The organism is Pseudoxanthomonas sp. LjRoot206 (genome assembly GCF_056175725.1).
The window spans coordinates 363,693-381,652 of the sequence record NZ_JBGFFI010000004.1 but is presented as its reverse complement, the minus strand read 5'-3'; the positions used below and the strand labels follow the sequence as shown (position 1 = coordinate 381,652).

The following is a 17,960-nucleotide window of genomic DNA, read 5'->3' as shown; positions in this document are numbered from 1 at the left end:
GGTCAGCTCCTGAACAGCAATGCAGACATGACGAAATTGAACATCAGCACCAGCAGCGAGGCGTTCACCACCGCGCGGGTGGTGGCCACCGAGGTGCCTTCGATGGTCGGCTCGGCGTGGAAGCCCACGTAGGCCGCCACCAGCGCGCTGGTGCCGCCGAACACGGCCGACTTCAGCAGCGCCACGCCGAAGTCGTCCCAGAAGTCGACGCTGTTCTGCAGCGCCGACCAGAACGTGCCGTTGTCGAGGCCGAGCACGTGCACGGCTTCGAAGTAGCTGGCGCTGATCGCCAGCGAGCAGAAGAAGCCGGTCAGCAGCGGCACTGTCAGCACCGCCGCCCAGAAGCGCGGCGCCACGGCCTTGGCGACCGGGTCGATGGCCATCAGTTCCAGCGCCTTGATCTGGTCGGTGGCGCGCATCAGGCCGAGTTCGGCGGCGATGGAGCTGCCGGCGCGGCCGATGAACAGCAGCGCGGTCAGCACCGGGCCCAGTTCGCGATACAGCGACAGGCCCAGCAGCGTGGACAGCGCATCGCTGGCGCCGAACGTGGTCAGCGTGCGATAGCCCTGCAGGGTCAGCACCAGGCCCACGAACGCGCCGCCCACGGCGATGATCGGCAGTGAGCGCCCGCCGATCTTGTAGATCTCGCGGGTCAGTTCGGCGAAGAAGTCGCGGGTCGGCGTCGAGGCGCGCAGCACCGACAGCGAGAACAGCCCGGCACGGCCCAGCGAACGGGTGGCGGCGACGAAGGGCATCAGCACGCCTCCCCACACGAAGTGTTCTGCCCCTCCCCCCGCATGCGGGGGGAGGTTGGGAGGGGGGCGAGCGCGGAGGCGCGGGCATCGCGCTTGCCCCCACCCCAGCCCTCCCCCGCTTCGCAGGGGAGGGGGCGCATCGGGAGCGCGTCGACATGTCCCATCAGGCCACCTCCGTCCGCTTCACCGCATCGAACGCGATCGGGCCATCCGGCTCGCCGCGCAGGAACTGCTGCACCAGCGGGTCCGACGACGCTTCCAGTTCCGCCGGCGTGCCCGAGAACACCAGGCCGCCGTTGGCGATGACGACCGCCTGGTCGGCGATCGGCAGCGTCTCGTGTACGTGGTGGGTGACGATGATGCTGGTCAGCCCGAGCGTGTCGTTGAGGCGCTGGATCAGGCTCATGATCACGCCGGACGCGATCGGGTCCAGCCCGGTCAGCGGCTCGTCGTAGATCATCAGCGGCGGGTCCAGCGCCAGTGCGCGGGCCAGCGCCACGCGGCGCGCCATGCCGCCGGAGAGCTCGCGCGGATACGCATCGGCGGCGGCGCGCAGGCCGACCGCGTTCAACTTGAATTCGACCAGCCGGCGGATCAGCGCGTCGGCCAGCGTCGTGTGCGTGCGCAGCGGCAGCGCCACGTTCTCCGCCACCGTCAGGTCGGTCAGCAGGCCGTTGCCCTGCAGCAACACGCCGACGCCCTTGCGCATCTCCAGCAGCGCACGGCTGCGGTGCGGCACGGGCTGGCCGAACACCTCCACCGTGCCCGCCGCCGGTGGCAGCTCGCCGGTCAGCGCGGCGAGCATGGTCGACTTGCCGCTGCCGGACGGACCGAGCACGGCGGCGATGCTGCCGCGCGGCACGGTCAGGTCGATGCCGCGCAGGATCGTGCGGCCGCCGCGATCGAGGCGGAGACCGGAGAGATGCACGGCAGGGGCGTCGGCAGGCGTCATGGGCGTCGTCGGCGGACCAGCAGGAGGATTAACGGAAAAACAACGACGTAGCTTCGCGGCCGGCGGCTGAACATAAACCGTACCGCGCAGTTTGATTATTGTCGCACCCATGTCGCGCCTATGTCGTATCCACGTGCGGGATCCGCGCGGGATGCTGTGGCCCAAACGGCGCCGCCGCAGGACCACGGCCCGTATCCGGCACAATGCCGGCGACGATGACGACGCCCGCCACGCCCGACTTCCGCCTGTATCCGTCCAACACGCTGGAGTTGCTGGCCGCGCTGCTGGCCGACGAACTGCGCCGGCCGGTGCCGGGACAGGCGCTGCTGGCGCCGGACATCGTGCTGATCCCGCAGGTCGCCATGCGCCGCTGGCTGCAGGCCACGCTGGCCGCCGAATACGGCATCGCCGCGAACCTGGACTTCCTCACCCCCGGCGAATTCGTCGCCCGCGCGCTCGACGCCAACCTCGGGCCCGCCGGCGGCGACGATCTCGATGCCGCCTCGCTGCAGTGGCGCCTGTATGCAGCACTCGACGAACCCGCCGTCCGCCGCGATCCCGCGCTGGCCACACTCGACGGCTGGCTGGCCGATGGCGATCCGCTGAAGCCGTGGCAGTTGGCCGGTGAACTGGCCGGCGTGTACGAGAAGTACCAGGCGTGGCGGCGCGACTGGCTGCTGCGCTGGGAGGCGGGCGCCGACCGCGACGACCCGCAGGCGCGGCTGTGGCGCGCCGTCGCCGCCGGACGCGACTATCGCGCCCGCCGCATCGACGCCTACCTCGCGCGCTTCGGCCGCGACGACGGCCCGCTACCGCAGGGCCTGCCGAAACGCCTGCTCGTCTTCGCCACGCTCAACATCTCGCCCGACGTGCTGCGCGTGCTGGCCACCCAGGCGCGCGTCGGCACCCTGCACTTCTACCTGCCGACGCCCGCGCAGGGCTACTGGGGCGACCTGCAGACGCTGCGCGAGCGCCGCCGCGAAGGCGAGGCCGAGCTGTTCGCCGACGACGTGCAGGAAAACCCGCTGCTGCAGGCCTGGGGCGCCGCCGGCCGCGATTTCATGGCGCTGCTCGGCGATTACGAAGTGGTGCACCCGCGCGCCGAGATCGACGTCTACGCCGATCCGCTCGCCGGCGACGGCCCCGACACGCTGCTGCACCGGCTGCAATCGGACCTGTTCCATCGCCGCCCGCCCGCATCGCCGCCGCCGCGCCGCACGCCCGACCTGGCCGATACCAGCCTGCAGGTACACGCCTGCCATACGCGCCTGCGCGAACTGCAGGTGCTGCACGACCAGCTGCGCGCACTGCTGGAAGACCCGCGCTTCGATCCGCCGCTGCAGCCGCGCGACATCGCCGTGCTCGCGCCGGACATCGACCCTTACGTGCCGTATCTGGATGCCGTGTTCGGCGGCAGCGGCCACGACGATGCGCTGCCGTGGGCGCTGGCGGATACCAGTCCGCTGGCGAGCGAGCCGCTGGTCGAGGTGTTCCTGCGCCTGCTCGACCTGCCGCTGTCGCGCTTCGGCCTGGACGAGGTACTGGACCTGCTCGCCAGCGCGCCCGTGGCCGAAGCGGCGGGCCTCGACACCGATGCCATCGACCGGCTGCACGGCTGGCTGCGCGAGGCCGGCGCGCGCTGGGGCCTGGATGCCAGCCACCGCGCCGCGTCCGATGCGCCCGCCGACGATGCCTACACCTGGCAGTTCGCGCTCGACCGCCTGCTGCTCGGCCATGCCAGCGGCGCCGACGACGCCATCGCCGGCGTCGCGCCCTGGCCGGAACTGGAAGGCGGCGCGCTCGATGCGCTGGATACGCTCGTTCGCCTGCTGCGCGACCTGGCGCGCCAGCGCCGCGTGCTCGGCGAGGCGGCGACGCCCGCGCAGTGGCGCGAACGCCTGCTGCAGCTGATCGCCGTGCTGCTGCCGGAACAGCCCAGCGCGCCGCGCGCGCAACGCACGCTGGATCGCCTGCGTACGCTGATCGACCGCTTCGACCGCGATGCGGACGCCGCCGGTTACGACGGCCCGGTGCCGCCCGAGGTCGTGCGCGCGCATTTCGCCGACCTGCTCTCGCAGGCCGACACGCGCGCGCCGCTGCTGACCGGCGGCATCAGCGTCGGCCGCATGGTGCCGATGCGCCTGCTGCCGTTCCGCGCCATCTGCCTGCTCGGCATGAACGACGGCGACTTCCCGCGCCGCGATCCCGCCGCCGGCCTCAACAAGCTGACCGCCGAGCTGCACGCCGGCCGGCGCAAGCCCGGCGACCGCTCCACGCGCGAGGACGACCGTTTCCTGTTCCTGCAGCTGTTCGCCGCCGCGCAGGATGTGTTCTACGTCAGCTACCTCGGCGCCGATCCGCGCGACGGCAGCGTGCGCGAACCGTCGGTGCTGGTCAGCGAACTGCTCGACGTCGCCGCGCGCTACCACGCCGATCCGGCCGCGAAGACGGCGCTCGTCGTCCGCCATACCTTGCAGCCGTTCGCGCCGGCCGCGTTCGGTAGCGCCGATGAACCGCGCCGCTTCAGCTACCGCGCGGCCTGGCGTCCGGCCGCCGATCGCGTGGATGCCGCCCGCGTTGCGCTGTCGCCATGGGCGGACGCGCCGTTGCCTGCAGCGGAAGACGAACACGACCTGCCGCTCGACACGCTGCGGCGCTTCCTGCTCGACCCCGCCGGCGCTTTCCTCGCGCATCGCCTCGGCCTGCGCCTGCCCGACCCGATCGATATCGCCGAGGACACCGAGCCGCTGGTCGCGCCGGTGCGCGGCCGCGAACGCGCACGCCTGCGCCGCGAGGTGTTCGACTGGCTGCTCGACACCGCGCGCCCACAGGAGGCGCGCACACCGTCCGCGCTCTACCCTCGGCTGCGCGCGCGCGGCCAGGTGCCGAGCGGGCCGCTGGGCGAACATGCGGCCGAACAGGTGTTCGCCGAGGTCGAGCCTTACGCGCAGGCGTTCGCCGACTGGATCAGCCATGACCGCCGTCATCGCCAGCATGAGGCGTTGGCCGAGCCGGATGGCCAGGCGGTGCTCGCCGCGGTAATGGCAGGCGAGGCCGTCGATGTCGACACGCTGCGTGCACGGCTGGTGGAACACCGGCTGTTTCCGTGGCAACGCGGACATGGCCGCGCACCGGGGCCGGACGCTGAGTTGCGTCGCCTGATGTTGCTGGTGCACGAAGCCGAGCAGTACGCACGCCTGCAGCCGCAGTGGCGCGAGCAGGTGGAATGGCGCGGCCTGGTCGCGGCCGACGACCTCGGCGCGCCGCGCGTCGAAGCGACGATCAATGGCGTGCGCGTGCACGGCCGCATCGCCGACGTGTATCCGCATGGCCTGGCGCGCGTGCAGATCGGTGCGCTCAACGGCGCGGCGGTCATCCGCCATGGGCTGGATGCGCTGCTGCTCAATGCGGCGGGCCTGTCTATCCCGCTGGTGCAGATCCACGACGGCGACGAGGGCATCCGCGCCTACGTCACCCCCGCGCGTCCGCTCGACGAGGCGCAGGACGCATTGCGCACGTTGCTGGCGCTGCGCCGCGACGGCCTGCGCATGCCGCTGCCGTTCGCACCGGCGACCGGTTGGGCCATCCACACCGCCGAGCCTGCGCTGCGCGAGTCCGCCGCGCGCGACGCCTGGTATCCGGGCGACTACCGCTGGGGCGAAAGCACGGGCGAGGCGATCCAGCTCGCGTTCCGCGGTCGCGATCCGCTGGCGGATACCGACGGCCTCGCCGCCTTCATCGGTACCAGCCTGCAGGTCTACGGGGCACTGCGGGGACAACGCGGGGAGGACGCGGCATGAGCGCGTTCGATCCCACCCGCGAACCCTACGTGGTGCGCGCGCTCGACGGCGTACAGCTGATCGAGGCCAGCGCCGGCACCGGCAAGACGTACACGCTGGCCACGCTGTTCACCCGCCTGATCGTCGAACGGCGCCTGCGCATGGGCGAAGTGCTGGCGGTGACCTATACCGAGGCCGCCACGCAGGAGCTGCGCAAGCGCATCCGCGAGCGCCTGGCGCTGGCGGCCGGCCTGGTCGGCACGCCGTCGCCGGATGACGAGACGCACGAGGCCGCGCTGACACGATTCGTCATCGACCGCCACCTCGCACTCGGCGAGGAAACACCGGCGCAGCTCGCGCGCCGCCTGCGTACCGCCGCCGAGGAAACCGATCTCGCCGCCATCTTCACCATCCATGGCTTCTGCGCGCGCGTGCTGCGCGAACATGCGCTGGAGGCGGGGCAGGGCTTCGAGGCCGGCGAGCTGCTCGGCAACGCGGGCGCGCTGTATGCCGACCTCGCGGCCGACCTGTGGCGTACCTACGCCGTCGATCCGGCGACGGTCGACGCCTTGACCGGGCTGTGGAGCGGGCCCGAGGCATTGGCCGACGATCTGCCCGCACTCTGCGGACCCTTGCCGCTGCTGCCTCCGGCACCGGCCGGCGACGATGGCGAACGCCAGGTCGCCGTGCATGCCACGCGCGCCGGTCGCGCCGCGCACCTGGTCGATGTCCTCGGCCTGCATCTCGCCGATGCGCAGGCCGCGATCGCCGCCGCGTTCGACCAGAAGGTCTTCGACGGCCGCCGCGCGCGTCGCCCGAGCTTCGATAAGGCGTTCGAGGAACTGCAGGCGGGTGCGGCGCTCGCCGACTGGCCACGCTCCGACAAGACGCACGCACAGAAGCTGTTGCCGGACGCGCTGCGCGGGTTCTGCAAGGATGCCGGCGACGCGCGCGTGCCCGTCTCGCCGCTGTTCGATGCATGGCGCGACTGGTGCGAGGCCGACGACGCCTGGCAGCAGCTGCAGCTGCGCCTGCGTGCCGGCCTGCTGCACCGCCTGCGCGACGACGCCCGCCGCCGGCTCGACGACCTCAAGCGCACGCGCCGCGTGCAGACCTACGACGATCTGATCGAACGTGTCGCCGTCGCGCTCGACGGTCCGCGCCGGCAGGCGCTCGTCGCCGCCCTGCGAGCGCAGTACCGCGTCGCGCTGGTGGACGAATTCCAGGACACCGACGAGCGCCAGTGGCGGATCTTCGCGCGCGTGTTCGGCGATTCCGACGAGGTGCGCGCGCTGGACGAGACCCCCGCGCTGTTCCTGATCGGCGATCCCAAGCAGGCCATCTACGGCTTCCGTGGCGGCGATGTCGCGACCTATCTGCTCGCGCGCGGCGTGGCCGACGAGGCGCCGCGGCTGGCGCACAACTTCCGTTCGCGCCCGTCGGTGCTGCGCGCGGTGCGCGCGCTGTACGAAGGCGCGTCGGCGAGCGGGCAGGACGCCTTCGCGCATCCCGACATCCGCTTCGAACCGGTCGAACCCGGCGGCAAGCGCGGCGATGACGACTATCGCCATGACGACGGTGCCGCGCCCGCGCTGACCCTGCGCTTGCTGCGCAACGAAGCAGGCGGCGCGCTCGACGCCGATGGCTCGCGCGAAGCCGCCACCGCTGCCTGCGTCGCCGACATCCATCGCGTGCTGAAAGATGCGCGTGCCGGCCGCGCGCGCATCGACGGCCGTCCCGTGCGCCCCGGCGACATCGCCGTGCTGGTGCGCAACCACAAGGAAGCCACGCGCGTGCAGCAGGCGCTCGCCCGCGCCGGCGTGCCGGCGGTCGCGGCCGGCAAGCAGAGCCTGTTCGCCAGCCCTGAGGCGGCCGAACTGCGCACGCTGCTGCTGGCATTGCTGCATCCCGCCGACAACGGCCGCCTGCGTACCGCGCTCGCCACCGTGCTGCTGGGCGAAGACGCGACCGCGCTCGCCGCACTGGACGAGGACGGCGAGGCGCAACGCCAGCACCAGGCGCGGCTTTTGCACTGGCGCGACCGCTGGCAGCGCGGCGGGCCGTTCGCGCTGGTGTCCGAGCTGTGCGCCGCGCAGGCCGAACGCCTGCTCGGCCTGCTCGATGGCGAGCGTCGCCTGACCAATTACCTGCAGCTCGGCGAGCAGCTGCAGGAAGCCGCTGCCCGCACGCTGGGCCTGCACGGGCTGCTCGACTGGCTGCAGGCGCGCATGGCCGAGGCCGACGCGGACGACGAGACGCAGCTGCTGCGGCTGGAATCCGACGCCCTGCGCGTGCAGATCGTCACCCTGCACAAGAGCAAGGGCCTGGAATATCCGCTGGTGTACCTGCCGTTCGCCGGCCTGGGCACCTCACGTCCCGACAGCGGCCGCCATCGCGTGGTCCACGACGGAACCCGACGCGTGCTGCACTGGAAGCTCGACAAGGACGATCCCGCCTGGAAGGCCGCCGGCGATGCCGCGCGCCGCGAGTCCATCGCCGAAGACGCGCGCCTGCTCTATGTCGGCCTGACCCGCGCCGAACACGCGCTGTGGATCGCCGCCGGCGATGTCGCCGATCTCGGCAAGAGCCGGCTGGCACCGCTGATCGCCGACCTCGCCCTGCTCGGCACGCATGCCGACGTGTGCATCATCGAAGGCCCGGCCGAACCGCCGCCGCCGCGCCTGCCGCCCGAACGCGAGGCCGCCGTCGCGCCCGCGCGCATCGCCACGCGCCGGATCGCGCCGGACTGGTGGGTCTACAGCTTCACCCAGCTCGCGCATGCCGACGGCGGCGCCGATCCGCTGGCTGCGGCTACCCAGGCCGATCCCGGCGGCGAGGACGAAGCGCCGGCGTCGGACATCGACGAGGCGCCACGCGATGCTGCGCTGCCTGTCGTCGTCGATCCGCGCTTCGCCGGCAGCCGTTTCGGCGTGGTGATGCACGCGGCGCTGGAGCACGCCGACTTCGCCGCGTGGCGCGACTGGCGGCCCGGCGACGCCGCGCCCGACGGGCAGGATCTCGTCATCGCCGATGCCCTGCGCGAAGGCGGCTATGCGGACGCCGAGGTCGCCGACGGCCTGGGCGTGCTGGTGCCGCTGGTCGGCCACACGCTCGGCACCGTGCTGCCCGAAGGCGTGCGCCTGGCCGACCTGCCGGCGGAATGGCGCCGTGCGGAAATCGAGTTCCATTTCGCCATGCAGCCGACTGGCGTGCCCGCGCTGCTCGCATTGCTGCACCGCCACGGCCTGCTGCGCCATCGCACCGCCTTCGATGCGCGGCAGCGGCTGGAAGGCCTGATGACCGGCCTGATCGATCTCACCTACGCGCATGACGGTCGCTGGTACGTGCTCGACTACAAGTCGAACCAGTTGCCCGCCTACGACGCCGCAGCGATGCAGCGTGCGATGGCGCACAGCGAGTACGACCTGCAGGCGCTGATCTATACGCTGGCCCTGCACCGCTGGCTGCGCTTCCGTCTCGGCGATGCCTACGACTACGCACGCGACTTCGGCGGCATCCGCTACCTGTTCTGCCGCGGCCTGGACCTGACGCGCGAGGCATCGCCGGGCGTGCACGCGCAGCGCTTCGCGCCGGACCTGGTGCATGCGCTGGACGCGCTGTTCGCCGGCGCCGCGCAGGGAGCGGCCGCATGAGCCTGCTCGACGCGCTCTATCGCGGTGGCCATCTGCGCACACTGGACCATGCGCTCGCACAGAGCCTGCGCCGGCTGGACCGCGACACGCCGGACACGGTGCTCGCCGCCGCTGCCCTCGCCTCGCTGGCGGTGGCCAAGGGCCATGCCGGCGTGTCGCTGGCATCGCCGCAGGCGCTGCTGGATGCGGACGCGGAGATCGCCTGGCCTGATGGCGAGGACTGGCTTGCCCAGCTCGCCGATTCGCGCTGGGTCGCCACGCCGCGCGACGCCATCGCGACGTCCGACGCGCAGAAGCCGCTGGTGCTCGAGGGCGGCTTGCTCTATCTGCGCCGTTACCGCGAATACGAACGCGCGCTGGCGCTGGGCCTGCATCGCATCGCACGGCGCACGGTGCCGGAAATAGGAATCGAACTGCTCGCGCCGCTGTTCGCCACGCTGTTCCCGCAGGCCACGCACGACGACCACCAGGCGCGCGCGGCCGCACTGGCGCTGCGGCATGCGCTGCTGCTGGTCACCGGCGGTCCCGGCACCGGCAAGACCACCACCACCGCGCGCCTGCTGGTGCTGCTGGCGGCGCAGGCACGGCACGCGGGGCGTGCACCGCCGCGCATCGCGCTGGCGGCGCCGACGGGACGTGCCGCCGAGCGCATGGCCGAAAGCGTGCGGCATGCGGCGCAGGCGCTGGCCGCGTCCGGCATCGACGCCGACCTGCTCGCCGCGCTACCTGCCACCGGCACCACGCTGCACCGCCTGCTCGGCACGATTCCCGATTCGCCGCGCTTCCGCCACACGCGCGACAACCCGCTGCCGTTCGACGTGGTGGTGGTCGACGAAGCCTCGATGATCGACCTGCCGCTGATGGCCAAGCTGGTCGACGCCGTCGCCGACGGCACGCGCCTGGTGCTGCTGGGCGATCCCGACCAGCTGCCGTCGGTCGAAGCCGGCGACGTGCTGGCCGCGATCCTCGGCGCCGCCGGCGACGGCGACGTGGTCGCGCACGACGACGCGGTCGCGCTGCATCCACTGCTCGGCGAACCCTCCAGCCGTCATCCCCGCGAAGGCGGGGACCCAGCGCCTTCCGGTGCAACCGACGATGCCGGCCCGCCCACGGAGGATCGCACGATGTTCCCGGGCGCCCGCGTGCAGCTGCAACGCGGCTGGCGCCAGAGCGAAGCGCTGCAGCTCGCACCGCTGGCCGCTGCGGTGCGCGACGGCGATGCCGACACCGCGCTCGACCTGCTGCGCAATGACACGCTGTCGAACGTGCACTTCCACGAAGGCCTCGCCGATCCGCTGGAAACCCAGCGCGATGCCTTGCTCGCGCACTGGCGTTCGCTCGCCCATGCGGCCACGCCGGCCGATGCGCTCGCGCAATCCACGCGCCTGCGCCTGCTTACCGCCGTGCGCGAAGGCCCGCAGGGCGCACGCACGCTCAATGCGCGCATCGAGCGCCTGCTGGTGGACACCGGTGCGGGTACGCCGCGCGGTGGTCCCGCTCATTTCCACGGGCAGCTGCTGATCGTCACCGAGAACAGTTATCGCCACCGCCTGTTCAACGGCGACATCGGCATCTGCCTGCGCGACGAGCGGGGTGCGCTGGTCGCCTGGTTCCCCGGCGAGGATCCGCTGCAGCCGCGCGCCTTCCATCCCGCCGCGCTGCCCGCGCACGAGTCGGCGTTCGCCATGACCGTGCACAAGGCGCAGGGCTCGGAATTCGACACGGTATGGCTGCTGCTGCCCGCCCGCGGCAACCGCGTGCTCTCGCGCGAACTGGTCTACACCGGCATCACCCGCGCCCGCCGTGAGTTGCATATCGCCGGTAGCGACGCGGTGATCCGCGACGCGCTTGCGCGGCATGCGAGCCGCTGGTCGGGGCTGGGCTGGCGCTTGCGCGATCCGGCTTTCACGCGCTGAGCTGTGTCGGACACCCTCGTCATGTCGTCACCCCCACGATGTGATGTCTTCCACGCGTTTGCGGTCCCGTCCGCAAGCGCGTATACCTGTTCCGGCTGACTGGCAGTCTTCCACGCCGCTTCCGCCGGCCGACCTCTCTCCTATCGGCTTCATCCACGCGACGCGGTGTCGCGACCAGGAGATGTGTGTGGCCAACCGGCACGTGCAGGTTTTCATTCTTCATCTGGGGACGCGGCAGTCCATCAGTCCCGATACGCTGCGGGTGATCTGGGCGACGGCCTGCGAGTCGGTGGACATCGCGGTCGCACGTCGCCCGTCGGCGAGCGGCTTCGATACCCATCGTCCCAGTTTCAGCCTGTTGGCCGGTCACCAGTTCCATCGGGTACCGGCCGAACGACGCCTTCGCGCACTGCTCGAAGCACGGGGCTTTCTTTTCACGCTGACGCATACCGCCCTGTAGGAGGGTGCATGACTTTTGATGTCGGGATCGGCAAGTGCCGGTCGGTGCAATCTGATTCGGTGGACGTGTGGGTGGACGGTTCCATCGTCCGGCGGCTGGTGCCGGATACCAAGTGGCAGCGCGACGGCATCAGCGTGCTGCAGGTGCCGGTGAAGCTGTGCAGTGCGCGCCATCGGGTGGCGGTCGGCGAAGAGGTGTTCCTCGACACCGGGCTCATCAACGCCAACAGTGCAGGCAAGCTGGACGTGGACGGCAGCGGCGACTACACCAAGACGCGGCTGTCGCTGCTGGTACCCACGATCGATGCCTCGCCCGTGCCGCCACCGCCGTCGCGCAAGGCGAGCTGGCGCTGAAGTCTTCCCGCGCAGGCGACGCGCTGCGCAGCCTGCGCCGCAAACGAAGAGAGCCCCTTCGCGGGGCTCTCCATCATCAGGTCGCCAGGCGGATCAGTGCTTCTGGTCCTGCTTGCGGTCCTGCTCCTGCTGCGGCGCGCGCTGACGGTCCTGGTCGTGCTGCTGGCCCGGATCCTTGTTCTGGGTCTGCTGTTTCTGCTGTTCCTGGTCCTGCTGCGGGTTGCGCTTCTGCTGCTGCGGATTCTGCTGATTCTGCGGATTGGTGTTGTTGCCCATCGGTGCTTCTCCAGCTCGACCACATGCCGAGGTGAGGTCACGCTGCGCCCCGCCACGTGAGTGCAGTGTGCGTGTCATCGTCGCGTGGCGATCATCTGCGTGAATCGTGTTAAGCACTACGCAACATTGCGCGAAAGCGCACGAAGCATCGCACCATCCGTCACGCGACGAGCACGATGCGTGTGTGAGGGTGAAGTCCGTCTTCGTGGGAGTTCGCCGTGAGCACACGTACCCCAGCCCCGCTGCCTGAAGGCTTCGTCTGGGACATCGGCGACCGGCGCAGGACGCTGGTCTGCCACGGCCACCCCATCGTGGAGATCGGTCCCGAGCGGCAGGGATGGATCGCGAAAATCCTGATCAGTGGCAAGGGCGTCAGGAAGGACCAGGTGGCAGTGCGCTCGCTCGACGCGGGCACCGGCTGGGCGACGCGCTGGATGCTGGAACGGCAGTCGGCGCTGATACGCGCGGTGGCCGAGCAGCCAACGCGCGCTTGATTCCTGCAGCATCACGGTTCGTCAGCGGCATCGTCCACGTGGCTCGCCCGGATGCGTCGCCATGCTCGTACGCAAGCCTTCGGCAACTGTCGCGTGCTCCGCCATTGGTAGGCGTCGGTGATGTCGTCGAGCCGCGTGGGGGCCGTGTGCAGCGGCCGACGGTCGGAAAGGCCGTGACAAGGGCAATGTCCTCGCTGACCTCAAGCACGCCACCGCTAACGTAAGCGCTACTGACGTGCCGCTGCCGACGAACGGTGCGGGGCAGCATGCGCATCGCCCTTGGATCGCGTTATGGTCCGCCACGGGGTGAGAGGGGATCCACATGGGACGTGGTCGTACGACATTCTTCGATGCCATCGCGGCGCTGCCGTGGCCGGTCGGCCTGGGCGTGGGCGCGTGCGGCTATCTCGCCATCGCGCACGGCATTCCGTTGCTGTTCTCGCGCGCCGATACGCTGGGCACGGCCTTCCGCGACACCAATCCGTTCATGCCGCTGGCGTGGGTGTTCTTCGGGCTGTGCGCGTTCGCGGCGCTAGCGTCTTTCCTGGCGGCGCGGCGCAGGCGTCGCCTGCTGGATACGCGCTCGGGGCTGGAGAGCCTCGCGGCGCTGGGCTCGCGCGATTTCGAGCGGCTGGTCGGCGAGGCGTTCCGCCGTCGCGGCTATACGGTGGAAGAGACGGGGCTGGGCGGTGCGGATGGCGGCATCGACTTGGTGTTGCGTCGCGACAGCAAGCGCACGCTGGTGCAGTGCAAGCAGTGGCGAAGGGAGAAGGTGCCGGTCAACGTGGTACGCGAGATGTACGGCCTGCTGGCGCATCACCGCGCGGATGCGGTCCGTATCGCAGCACTGGGTGGGTTTACGGCGGATGCCGCAAAATTTGCTGATGGCAAGCCGATCGAGTTGATCGATGGCGCGGCGTTGCTGGGGATGATCCGGGAGGTGCAGTCCAAGGGCGCTGCGCCTGTGTCGGCTTCGCCGAGAGTCGAGCCCGTTCTGGGCAGCGATGCCACGAGGAATTCTGAAGTGCCGAGTTGTCCGAAGTGCGAGGCGGTGATGGTGCGGCGGAACAACTCGCGGACAGCGGAGATGTTTTGGGGGTGCTCTGCGTTTCCTGTTTGCAGGGGTACGAGATAGATGTCCGCATCGAACGCAATGAAGACGGTGTTGCACTGGTTGCGTTTTCATAGCTGGGTGGCGCCAACGTCTCGCTCAAGTTTCATCGCACGGGAGAGGATGGTGAAACGTACATCATCCTCTGTAACCCCGAGAGCGAGACTTAGCGCATAGGTTTGGATGAACGAAGTGAACTCCAACACCAATCTCCTAGGCGCGGTGATGTTGGGCTTCGCAGGCTCACCCCAACCTATGAACTGCTTGTCCGCACGCCTCGCGCCCTCGTACGATCCGATCCTAGACACCTCAAGGCGATGGGGATGCGACGTCATCCGTGGCTAGCGGGCCTCGTCCTGCTTCTGCTGACCCTGCTGTGCGGCTGCACGCCGTCGGTCTCGCGTGTAGAAGCCGAGGCGCTTGTCGCCGTGCGCGACGATCTGATGCGGCATCCCGTCGGCGACATTGCGCCGGCGGCGTGGCCCGAGGCCGTGACCCGGTTGAAGCCGGAACGGGTCTACCGTAACGAACGGGGCGTCTACCTCTATACCTACGAGTTCTTCGTCGAGCAGAAGGGCATCTTCCTGCTGGACCCTGCGTCGGACTTCATCCCGAGCTCAGACGCAGACCCCAGCTACACGGTCGTCATCACGGATGTCTTCCTCTATCGAAGCGCGGGCTAGGCGCGTTCTGCGCTCGCGAACGACATTCGGCGAATCAGCCCGCTCTCCTAGTTCCGGGAACGACGAAGGCGCGCAGTTCGATCATTCTGCCGTCCTTGAACCGCCAAACGTCGCTATAGGGGTGCGGGATGGCGACGCCGTCCACCACGACGTTCAGGGTGCCGAGGGCGACCACGAAGTCGCCGTCCACGACCATGCGTTCGACGGTGAACGTCGGCGGCTCGGCGTAGTTCGTGCGCATCCACTCACGAACGGCGGCCTTGCCGACCAGGCTGCCTTCGCCCACCGTCGTCCAGACGATGTCATCGTCGCAGAGCGCGAGAAAGCCTTCGTTGTCGCCGCTCACGATGGCGGCGTTCGCCTGTTCCAGCGTCGCCTTGTTGCTGTCCGGCATGTCGTCTCTCCGCAGCGAGTCGGAGCCCAGTAGAGCGGTAACCATGTCACCGCGATGTGCAAAGCGGTCGATCGACGCATCGATGTGACCTTCACGACGTCGCGATCAGCCGCCCGGCCGCGTCCCCGTCTCCACCCACTCCGTCAGCACGCGGAACGCGTCGCGGACCTGCGCCTCCGAAAACCGGCAATGCCCGCCGGGCACGTCGGGCAGCGTCAGCGGCGCAACGGCGGCGCCCTGCGCCTTCTGCGCATACACCGGGCGGAAGCGCGGGTTGATGGTCGGGTCGTCGGCGTTGTACTGCAGCACCAGTGGCTTCTGCGGCCGACCTGAAAGCGCCGGCGCTGCGGCCACGTAATCCATCGCCGCCACATCCCCGACATAGCGCGGCACGCGACGGTTGAACGCTTCGTCGTCGCCGAACCCGGTGTAGCGCACCAGCCGGTTGTCCACCGGCATGCCGCCGCCGCGCGCCATCAGGTCGCGGATGACCAGGTAATGCAGGCTGATCGTGCCCGCAAGCGCGTCGACCGGTACTTCCAGCTTGGCCGCGAGCCGCTGCGCCGCCGCCGGATCGCGCGGCAGGGCGGCGTCGACACGGTCCATCACCACGCCCTGGTCGAGGACCGGTGCCGTGGGATCGGACAGGCGCTGCGCCGCGGCACCGTCGCCCGAGGTGAACAGCGCATCGAACGCGACCAGCGAGGTGAACAATTCCTCCGCCAGCACCTCGCCCGGCAGGTTGGCGCCGCACAGCGACAGCGCGCCGTCGTAGTGCGCGGCCTGCTGCTCGAGGCTGGCGATGGCGATGCCGCCGCCCATCGACATGCCGACCATCCACGTCTTCTTCGGATACCCGTGCCGCTGCACAAAATGCGCGCGCAGGCGCTCGCTGTCGGCGATGCCGTCGCGCACCGCCCAGCCCTGCGTGGCGTAGCCGCTCTGCGCCACCGCGTAACGTCCCGAGGTGAACATCGGCGTGGCGGGATCGGCCGGCCAGGGCGTCTCGCGCGGCACGCCGACCGGCTCGAAGCCGTGCGCCAGCACGACGAGTTCGCCGTTCCAGTCGGCCGGGATGTCGATGCGGTAGGGCGCGCCGGCCAGCGTGCCGGTGTCTTCGACCGGCGGCGATACCGCGGTGGAGGCGTCCTGCGCGAAGACGGGCGACACGGCGAGGCACAACGCGAACGACAGGCAGGTCAGGCGCATGCGGTTTTCCTTGGCGTCGGGGAACGGGATGGAGACGCAAGCCTACCGCGCCGTGCGGGCGCACCAGCCATGGATCATGCCGGCCTGGTGGATGCGCAGCGGCGGCAGGAAGCCGCCGGCCTTCGCCAGCGCGGCGACGCGGTCGGGCGGCAGGATGGCGACGTCGCGGGCGTAGTTGGCGCGGATCTGCTCGAGCGCGGCGGCATCGAGGCCGGCGCCCGACATCGTTTCCATCCACAGCTTCAGCATGGCTGGGTAGTCGGCCGCCTCGGTGTCCCAGGCGAGGTCGGCCCAGGCGAGCGTGCCGCCGGGACGCAGGCGGCGCGCGATCGACGCGAAGAACGCGGTGCGCACGGCGGGATCGAGCAGGAACTGCGAGACCAGCAGGCAGGTGGCGCCATCGAACGCGGCCGCGTCCGGCAGCGTGTCGACCACGTCGGCATGGAAGCTGCAGCGGTCGGCGAAGCCCTCGCGCTCGGCGCGTTCGCGGCAGGCGGCGATCATCTGCGTGGAGGGGTCGAGGGCGAGGAAGGTCCAGCGCGGGAAGCGTCGCGCCAGGTGCCCGATCTCCGCGCCGGTGCCGGCGCCGACGCACAGCAGGTGCGCGTCCTCCGGCAGGTCCGCGAACACCGTCTCCATCAGGAACAGCAGGCTCTCGCGGATCGGCGCCATGCGCACCCAGCGGGCGTCGTAGCCGGCGGCCTGCTGGTCGAAGAGGGCATCGAGTTCGTGCTGCTGCATGGCGGTCTCCGCAGGGGGTCTCATTCCACCCTACAGGAGCCGTCAAGCCCGGCCGGCCGTCACCACATCAGGTCGTCGGGGACCTTGAACTGCGCGTAATAGTCGTCGTCCTCGGAGGTGGTCGCGGCAGTGTCCGTGCCCTGGCCGTGGTCGAGCACGATCATGCCGGCATCGCGCTCGCGTACCTTGTCGGCGGCCACGCGCGGCAGCAGTTCGTAGCGGTCGTCGACGCGGGCGATGACCAGCGCGCCGGTGACCAGCTTCTTCTTCAGGTCGTCATTGACCAGCACGGTGCGGATGGCGCCGTCGACGGTGAAGCGGTACTCGATCTCGCCGCTGCGCGGGACCTTGCGGTCGGCGACGATCTGCCGCGCCTGCGCGCGCAGCTCCGCGGTCCGGGCCTGCGCCTTGCGCTCGGCGTCCAGGGCGCGGTCGCGGTCGGCCTTCTCGGCGCGGGCGCGTTCGGCGTCGCGCTGGCTCTCGCTGGGCGCCACCGGGCCCTTGCCGTGGCGGGCCTTGTTCTGTTCGCGCGCGACCTCGGCCAGCTTGGATTTCTTGACCAGGCCGGCCTTGAGCAGTTGTTCCTGGAGCGGGTTTCCCTTCGCCATGTCGCGGTTTCGTGCTGGAGTCCGAGGGTCCATCATACCCGCCGTCCCGCCACCGCCCGTGTCCCGCCAGTCGATGGAACCGCTGAAGTACCTCGCCGGTTATCCCGAGCACCTGCAGGCGCAGGTGCGTGCGCTGATCGCGCAGGACGGGCTGCGGCCGATGCTGGCGAAGAAGTACGCCGAGCCGCACGCGGTGCGCAGCGACGGTCAGCTGTACGCGTACGTGCAGGGGCTGAAGGAGCAGTACTTGCGTCGCTCGGTGCCGCTGGGCAAGGTGGTCTACGACAGCACGCTGCAGGTGATGAAGCACGCGCTGGGCACGCACACGGCGATCTCCCGCGTGCATGGCGGCCGGCTCAAGGCCAGCCGCGAGATCCGCATCGCCACGGTGTTCCGCGACGCGCCGGCCGACTTCCTCAAGATGATCGCTGTGCACGAACTCGCCCACCTGAAGGAAGCCGACCACAACAAGGCCTTCTACCAGCTGTGCACGCACATGGAACCGGACTACCACCAGCTGGAGTTCGACCTGCGGTTGTATCTGACGCAGAGGGAACTGGAAGCAGGCAGATAGCC

The 17,960-nt window shown here is 70.3% G+C and carries 16 protein-coding genes; 9 read left to right on the top strand and 7 right to left on the bottom strand.

Annotation, left to right across the window (positions count from 1 at the left end):
* Positions 1-2: 2 nt before the first annotated feature.
* Complete coding sequence (locus tag AC04MD_RS14800; protein ID WP_475498034.1) at positions 3-755, bottom strand: MlaE family lipid ABC transporter permease subunit; 753 nt, start codon at positions 753-755, stop codon at positions 3-5.
* A 163-nt stretch (positions 756-918) separates the two neighbouring features.
* A complete protein-coding gene (locus AC04MD_RS14795) occupies positions 919-1,707 on the bottom strand; it encodes an ABC transporter ATP-binding protein (RefSeq protein WP_475498033.1) in 789 nt (262 codons plus the stop codon).
* 215 nt (positions 1,708-1,922) lie between these two features.
* Here AC04MD_RS14795 and recC point away from each other — a divergent pair, with 215 nt between their 5' ends.
* From recC to AC04MD_RS14770, 5 genes are all read left to right on the top strand, one after another.
* Positions 1,923-5,507, top strand: coding sequence for an exodeoxyribonuclease V subunit gamma (recC, locus tag AC04MD_RS14790; RefSeq protein WP_475498032.1), 3,585 nt, complete (start codon positions 1,923-1,925; stop codon positions 5,505-5,507).
* The gene (locus AC04MD_RS14785; RefSeq protein ID WP_475498031.1) at positions 5,504-9,139 is read left to right on the top strand and encodes a UvrD-helicase domain-containing protein; all 3,636 of its coding nucleotides are present in this window, start codon (positions 5,504-5,506) and stop codon (positions 9,137-9,139) included. Before recC ends, AC04MD_RS14785 begins: the two co-directional genes overlap by 4 nt.
* On the top strand, positions 9,136-11,055 hold the full coding sequence (gene recD, locus AC04MD_RS14780; protein WP_475498030.1) for an exodeoxyribonuclease V subunit alpha: 1,920 nt from the start codon (positions 9,136-9,138) through the stop codon (positions 11,053-11,055). The genes AC04MD_RS14785 and recD overlap by 4 nt, the downstream gene beginning before the upstream one ends.
* Positions 11,056-11,242: 187 nt before the next feature.
* The gene (locus tag AC04MD_RS14775) at positions 11,243-11,515 is read left to right on the top strand and encodes a hypothetical protein (protein WP_475498029.1); all 273 of its coding nucleotides are present in this window, start codon (positions 11,243-11,245) and stop codon (positions 11,513-11,515) included.
* Positions 11,516-11,523: 8 nt separating this feature from the next.
* Entirely contained in the window at positions 11,524-11,868 is a 345-nt protein-coding gene (locus AC04MD_RS14770) for a hypothetical protein (RefSeq protein WP_475498028.1), read from the top strand.
* A 93-nt stretch (positions 11,869-11,961) separates the two neighbouring features.
* Here AC04MD_RS14770 and AC04MD_RS14765 read toward each other — a convergent pair whose 3' ends face one another.
* The gene (locus AC04MD_RS14765; RefSeq protein ID WP_475498027.1) at positions 11,962-12,144 is read right to left on the bottom strand and encodes a hypothetical protein; all 183 of its coding nucleotides are present in this window, start codon (positions 12,142-12,144) and stop codon (positions 11,962-11,964) included.
* 218 nt (positions 12,145-12,362) lie between these two features.
* Between AC04MD_RS14765 and AC04MD_RS14760 the strand changes: the two genes are divergently transcribed.
* The 3 genes from AC04MD_RS14760 to AC04MD_RS14750 all read left to right on the top strand — a co-directional run bounded on the left by AC04MD_RS14760 (position 12,363) and on the right by AC04MD_RS14750 (position 14,432).
* Positions 12,363-12,638 (top strand): hypothetical protein, encoded by a 276-nt coding sequence (locus AC04MD_RS14760; RefSeq protein WP_475498026.1) that lies wholly within the window; start codon positions 12,363-12,365, stop codon positions 12,636-12,638.
* A 322-nt stretch (positions 12,639-12,960) separates the two neighbouring features.
* Positions 12,961-13,773 (top strand): restriction endonuclease, encoded by an 813-nt coding sequence (locus AC04MD_RS14755; protein ID WP_475498025.1) that lies wholly within the window; start codon positions 12,961-12,963, stop codon positions 13,771-13,773.
* A 299-nt stretch (positions 13,774-14,072) separates the two neighbouring features.
* Complete coding sequence (locus AC04MD_RS14750) at positions 14,073-14,432, top strand: hypothetical protein (protein ID WP_475498024.1); 360 nt, start codon at positions 14,073-14,075, stop codon at positions 14,430-14,432.
* Between the two features lie 34 nt (positions 14,433-14,466).
* Here the strand turns inward: AC04MD_RS14750 and AC04MD_RS14745 are convergent, their stop codons facing one another.
* The 4 genes from AC04MD_RS14745 to AC04MD_RS14730 all read right to left on the bottom strand — a co-directional run bounded on the left by AC04MD_RS14745 (position 14,467) and on the right by AC04MD_RS14730 (position 17,384).
* Entirely contained in the window at positions 14,467-14,826 is a 360-nt protein-coding gene (locus tag AC04MD_RS14745) for a nuclear transport factor 2 family protein (protein WP_475498023.1), read from the bottom strand.
* 105 nt (positions 14,827-14,931) lie between these two features.
* Entirely contained in the window at positions 14,932-16,035 is a 1,104-nt protein-coding gene (locus AC04MD_RS14740; protein WP_475498022.1) for a hypothetical protein, read from the bottom strand.
* Positions 16,036-16,077: 42 nt separating this feature from the next.
* A complete protein-coding gene (locus AC04MD_RS14735; protein WP_475498021.1) occupies positions 16,078-16,776 on the bottom strand; it encodes a class I SAM-dependent methyltransferase in 699 nt (232 codons plus the stop codon).
* Between the two features lie 59 nt (positions 16,777-16,835).
* Positions 16,836-17,384, bottom strand: coding sequence for a DUF2058 domain-containing protein (locus tag AC04MD_RS14730; protein ID WP_475498020.1), 549 nt, complete (start codon positions 17,382-17,384; stop codon positions 16,836-16,838).
* 73 nt (positions 17,385-17,457) lie between these two features.
* On the opposite strand from AC04MD_RS14730, the gene AC04MD_RS14725 reads away from it, so the two are divergent.
* Positions 17,458-17,958, top strand: coding sequence for a M48 metallopeptidase family protein (locus AC04MD_RS14725; RefSeq protein WP_475498177.1), 501 nt, complete (start codon positions 17,458-17,460; stop codon positions 17,956-17,958).
* Positions 17,959-17,960 lie beyond the last annotated feature (2 nt).

Coding starts and splice junctions, on each gene's coding strand:
- AC04MD_RS14800 (WP_475498034.1), bottom strand. CDS start 755: ATGCCCTTCGTCGCCGCCACCCGTTCGCTGGGCCGTGCCGGGCTGTTC.
- AC04MD_RS14795 (WP_475498033.1), bottom strand. CDS start 1,707: ATGACGCCTGCCGACGCCCCTGCCGTGCATCTCTCCGGTCTCCGCCTC.
- recC (WP_475498032.1), top strand. CDS start 1,923: ATGACGACGCCCGCCACGCCCGACTTCCGCCTGTATCCGTCCAACACG.
- AC04MD_RS14785 (WP_475498031.1), top strand. CDS start 5,504: ATGAGCGCGTTCGATCCCACCCGCGAACCCTACGTGGTGCGCGCGCTC.
- recD (WP_475498030.1), top strand. CDS start 9,136: ATGAGCCTGCTCGACGCGCTCTATCGCGGTGGCCATCTGCGCACACTG.
- AC04MD_RS14770 (WP_475498028.1), top strand. CDS start 11,524: ATGACTTTTGATGTCGGGATCGGCAAGTGCCGGTCGGTGCAATCTGAT.
- AC04MD_RS14765 (WP_475498027.1), bottom strand. CDS start 12,144: ATGGGCAACAACACCAATCCGCAGAATCAGCAGAATCCGCAGCAGCAG.
- AC04MD_RS14755 (WP_475498025.1), top strand. CDS start 12,961: ATGGGACGTGGTCGTACGACATTCTTCGATGCCATCGCGGCGCTGCCG.
- AC04MD_RS14750 (WP_475498024.1), top strand. CDS start 14,073: ATGCGACGTCATCCGTGGCTAGCGGGCCTCGTCCTGCTTCTGCTGACC.
- AC04MD_RS14745 (WP_475498023.1), bottom strand. CDS start 14,826: ATGCCGGACAGCAACAAGGCGACGCTGGAACAGGCGAACGCCGCCATC.
- AC04MD_RS14740 (WP_475498022.1), bottom strand. CDS start 16,035: ATGCGCCTGACCTGCCTGTCGTTCGCGTTGTGCCTCGCCGTGTCGCCC.
- AC04MD_RS14735 (WP_475498021.1), bottom strand. CDS start 16,776: ATGCAGCAGCACGAACTCGATGCCCTCTTCGACCAGCAGGCCGCCGGC.
- AC04MD_RS14730 (WP_475498020.1), bottom strand. CDS start 17,384: ATGGCGAAGGGAAACCCGCTCCAGGAACAACTGCTCAAGGCCGGCCTG.
- AC04MD_RS14725 (WP_475498177.1), top strand. CDS start 17,458: ATGGAACCGCTGAAGTACCTCGCCGGTTATCCCGAGCACCTGCAGGCG.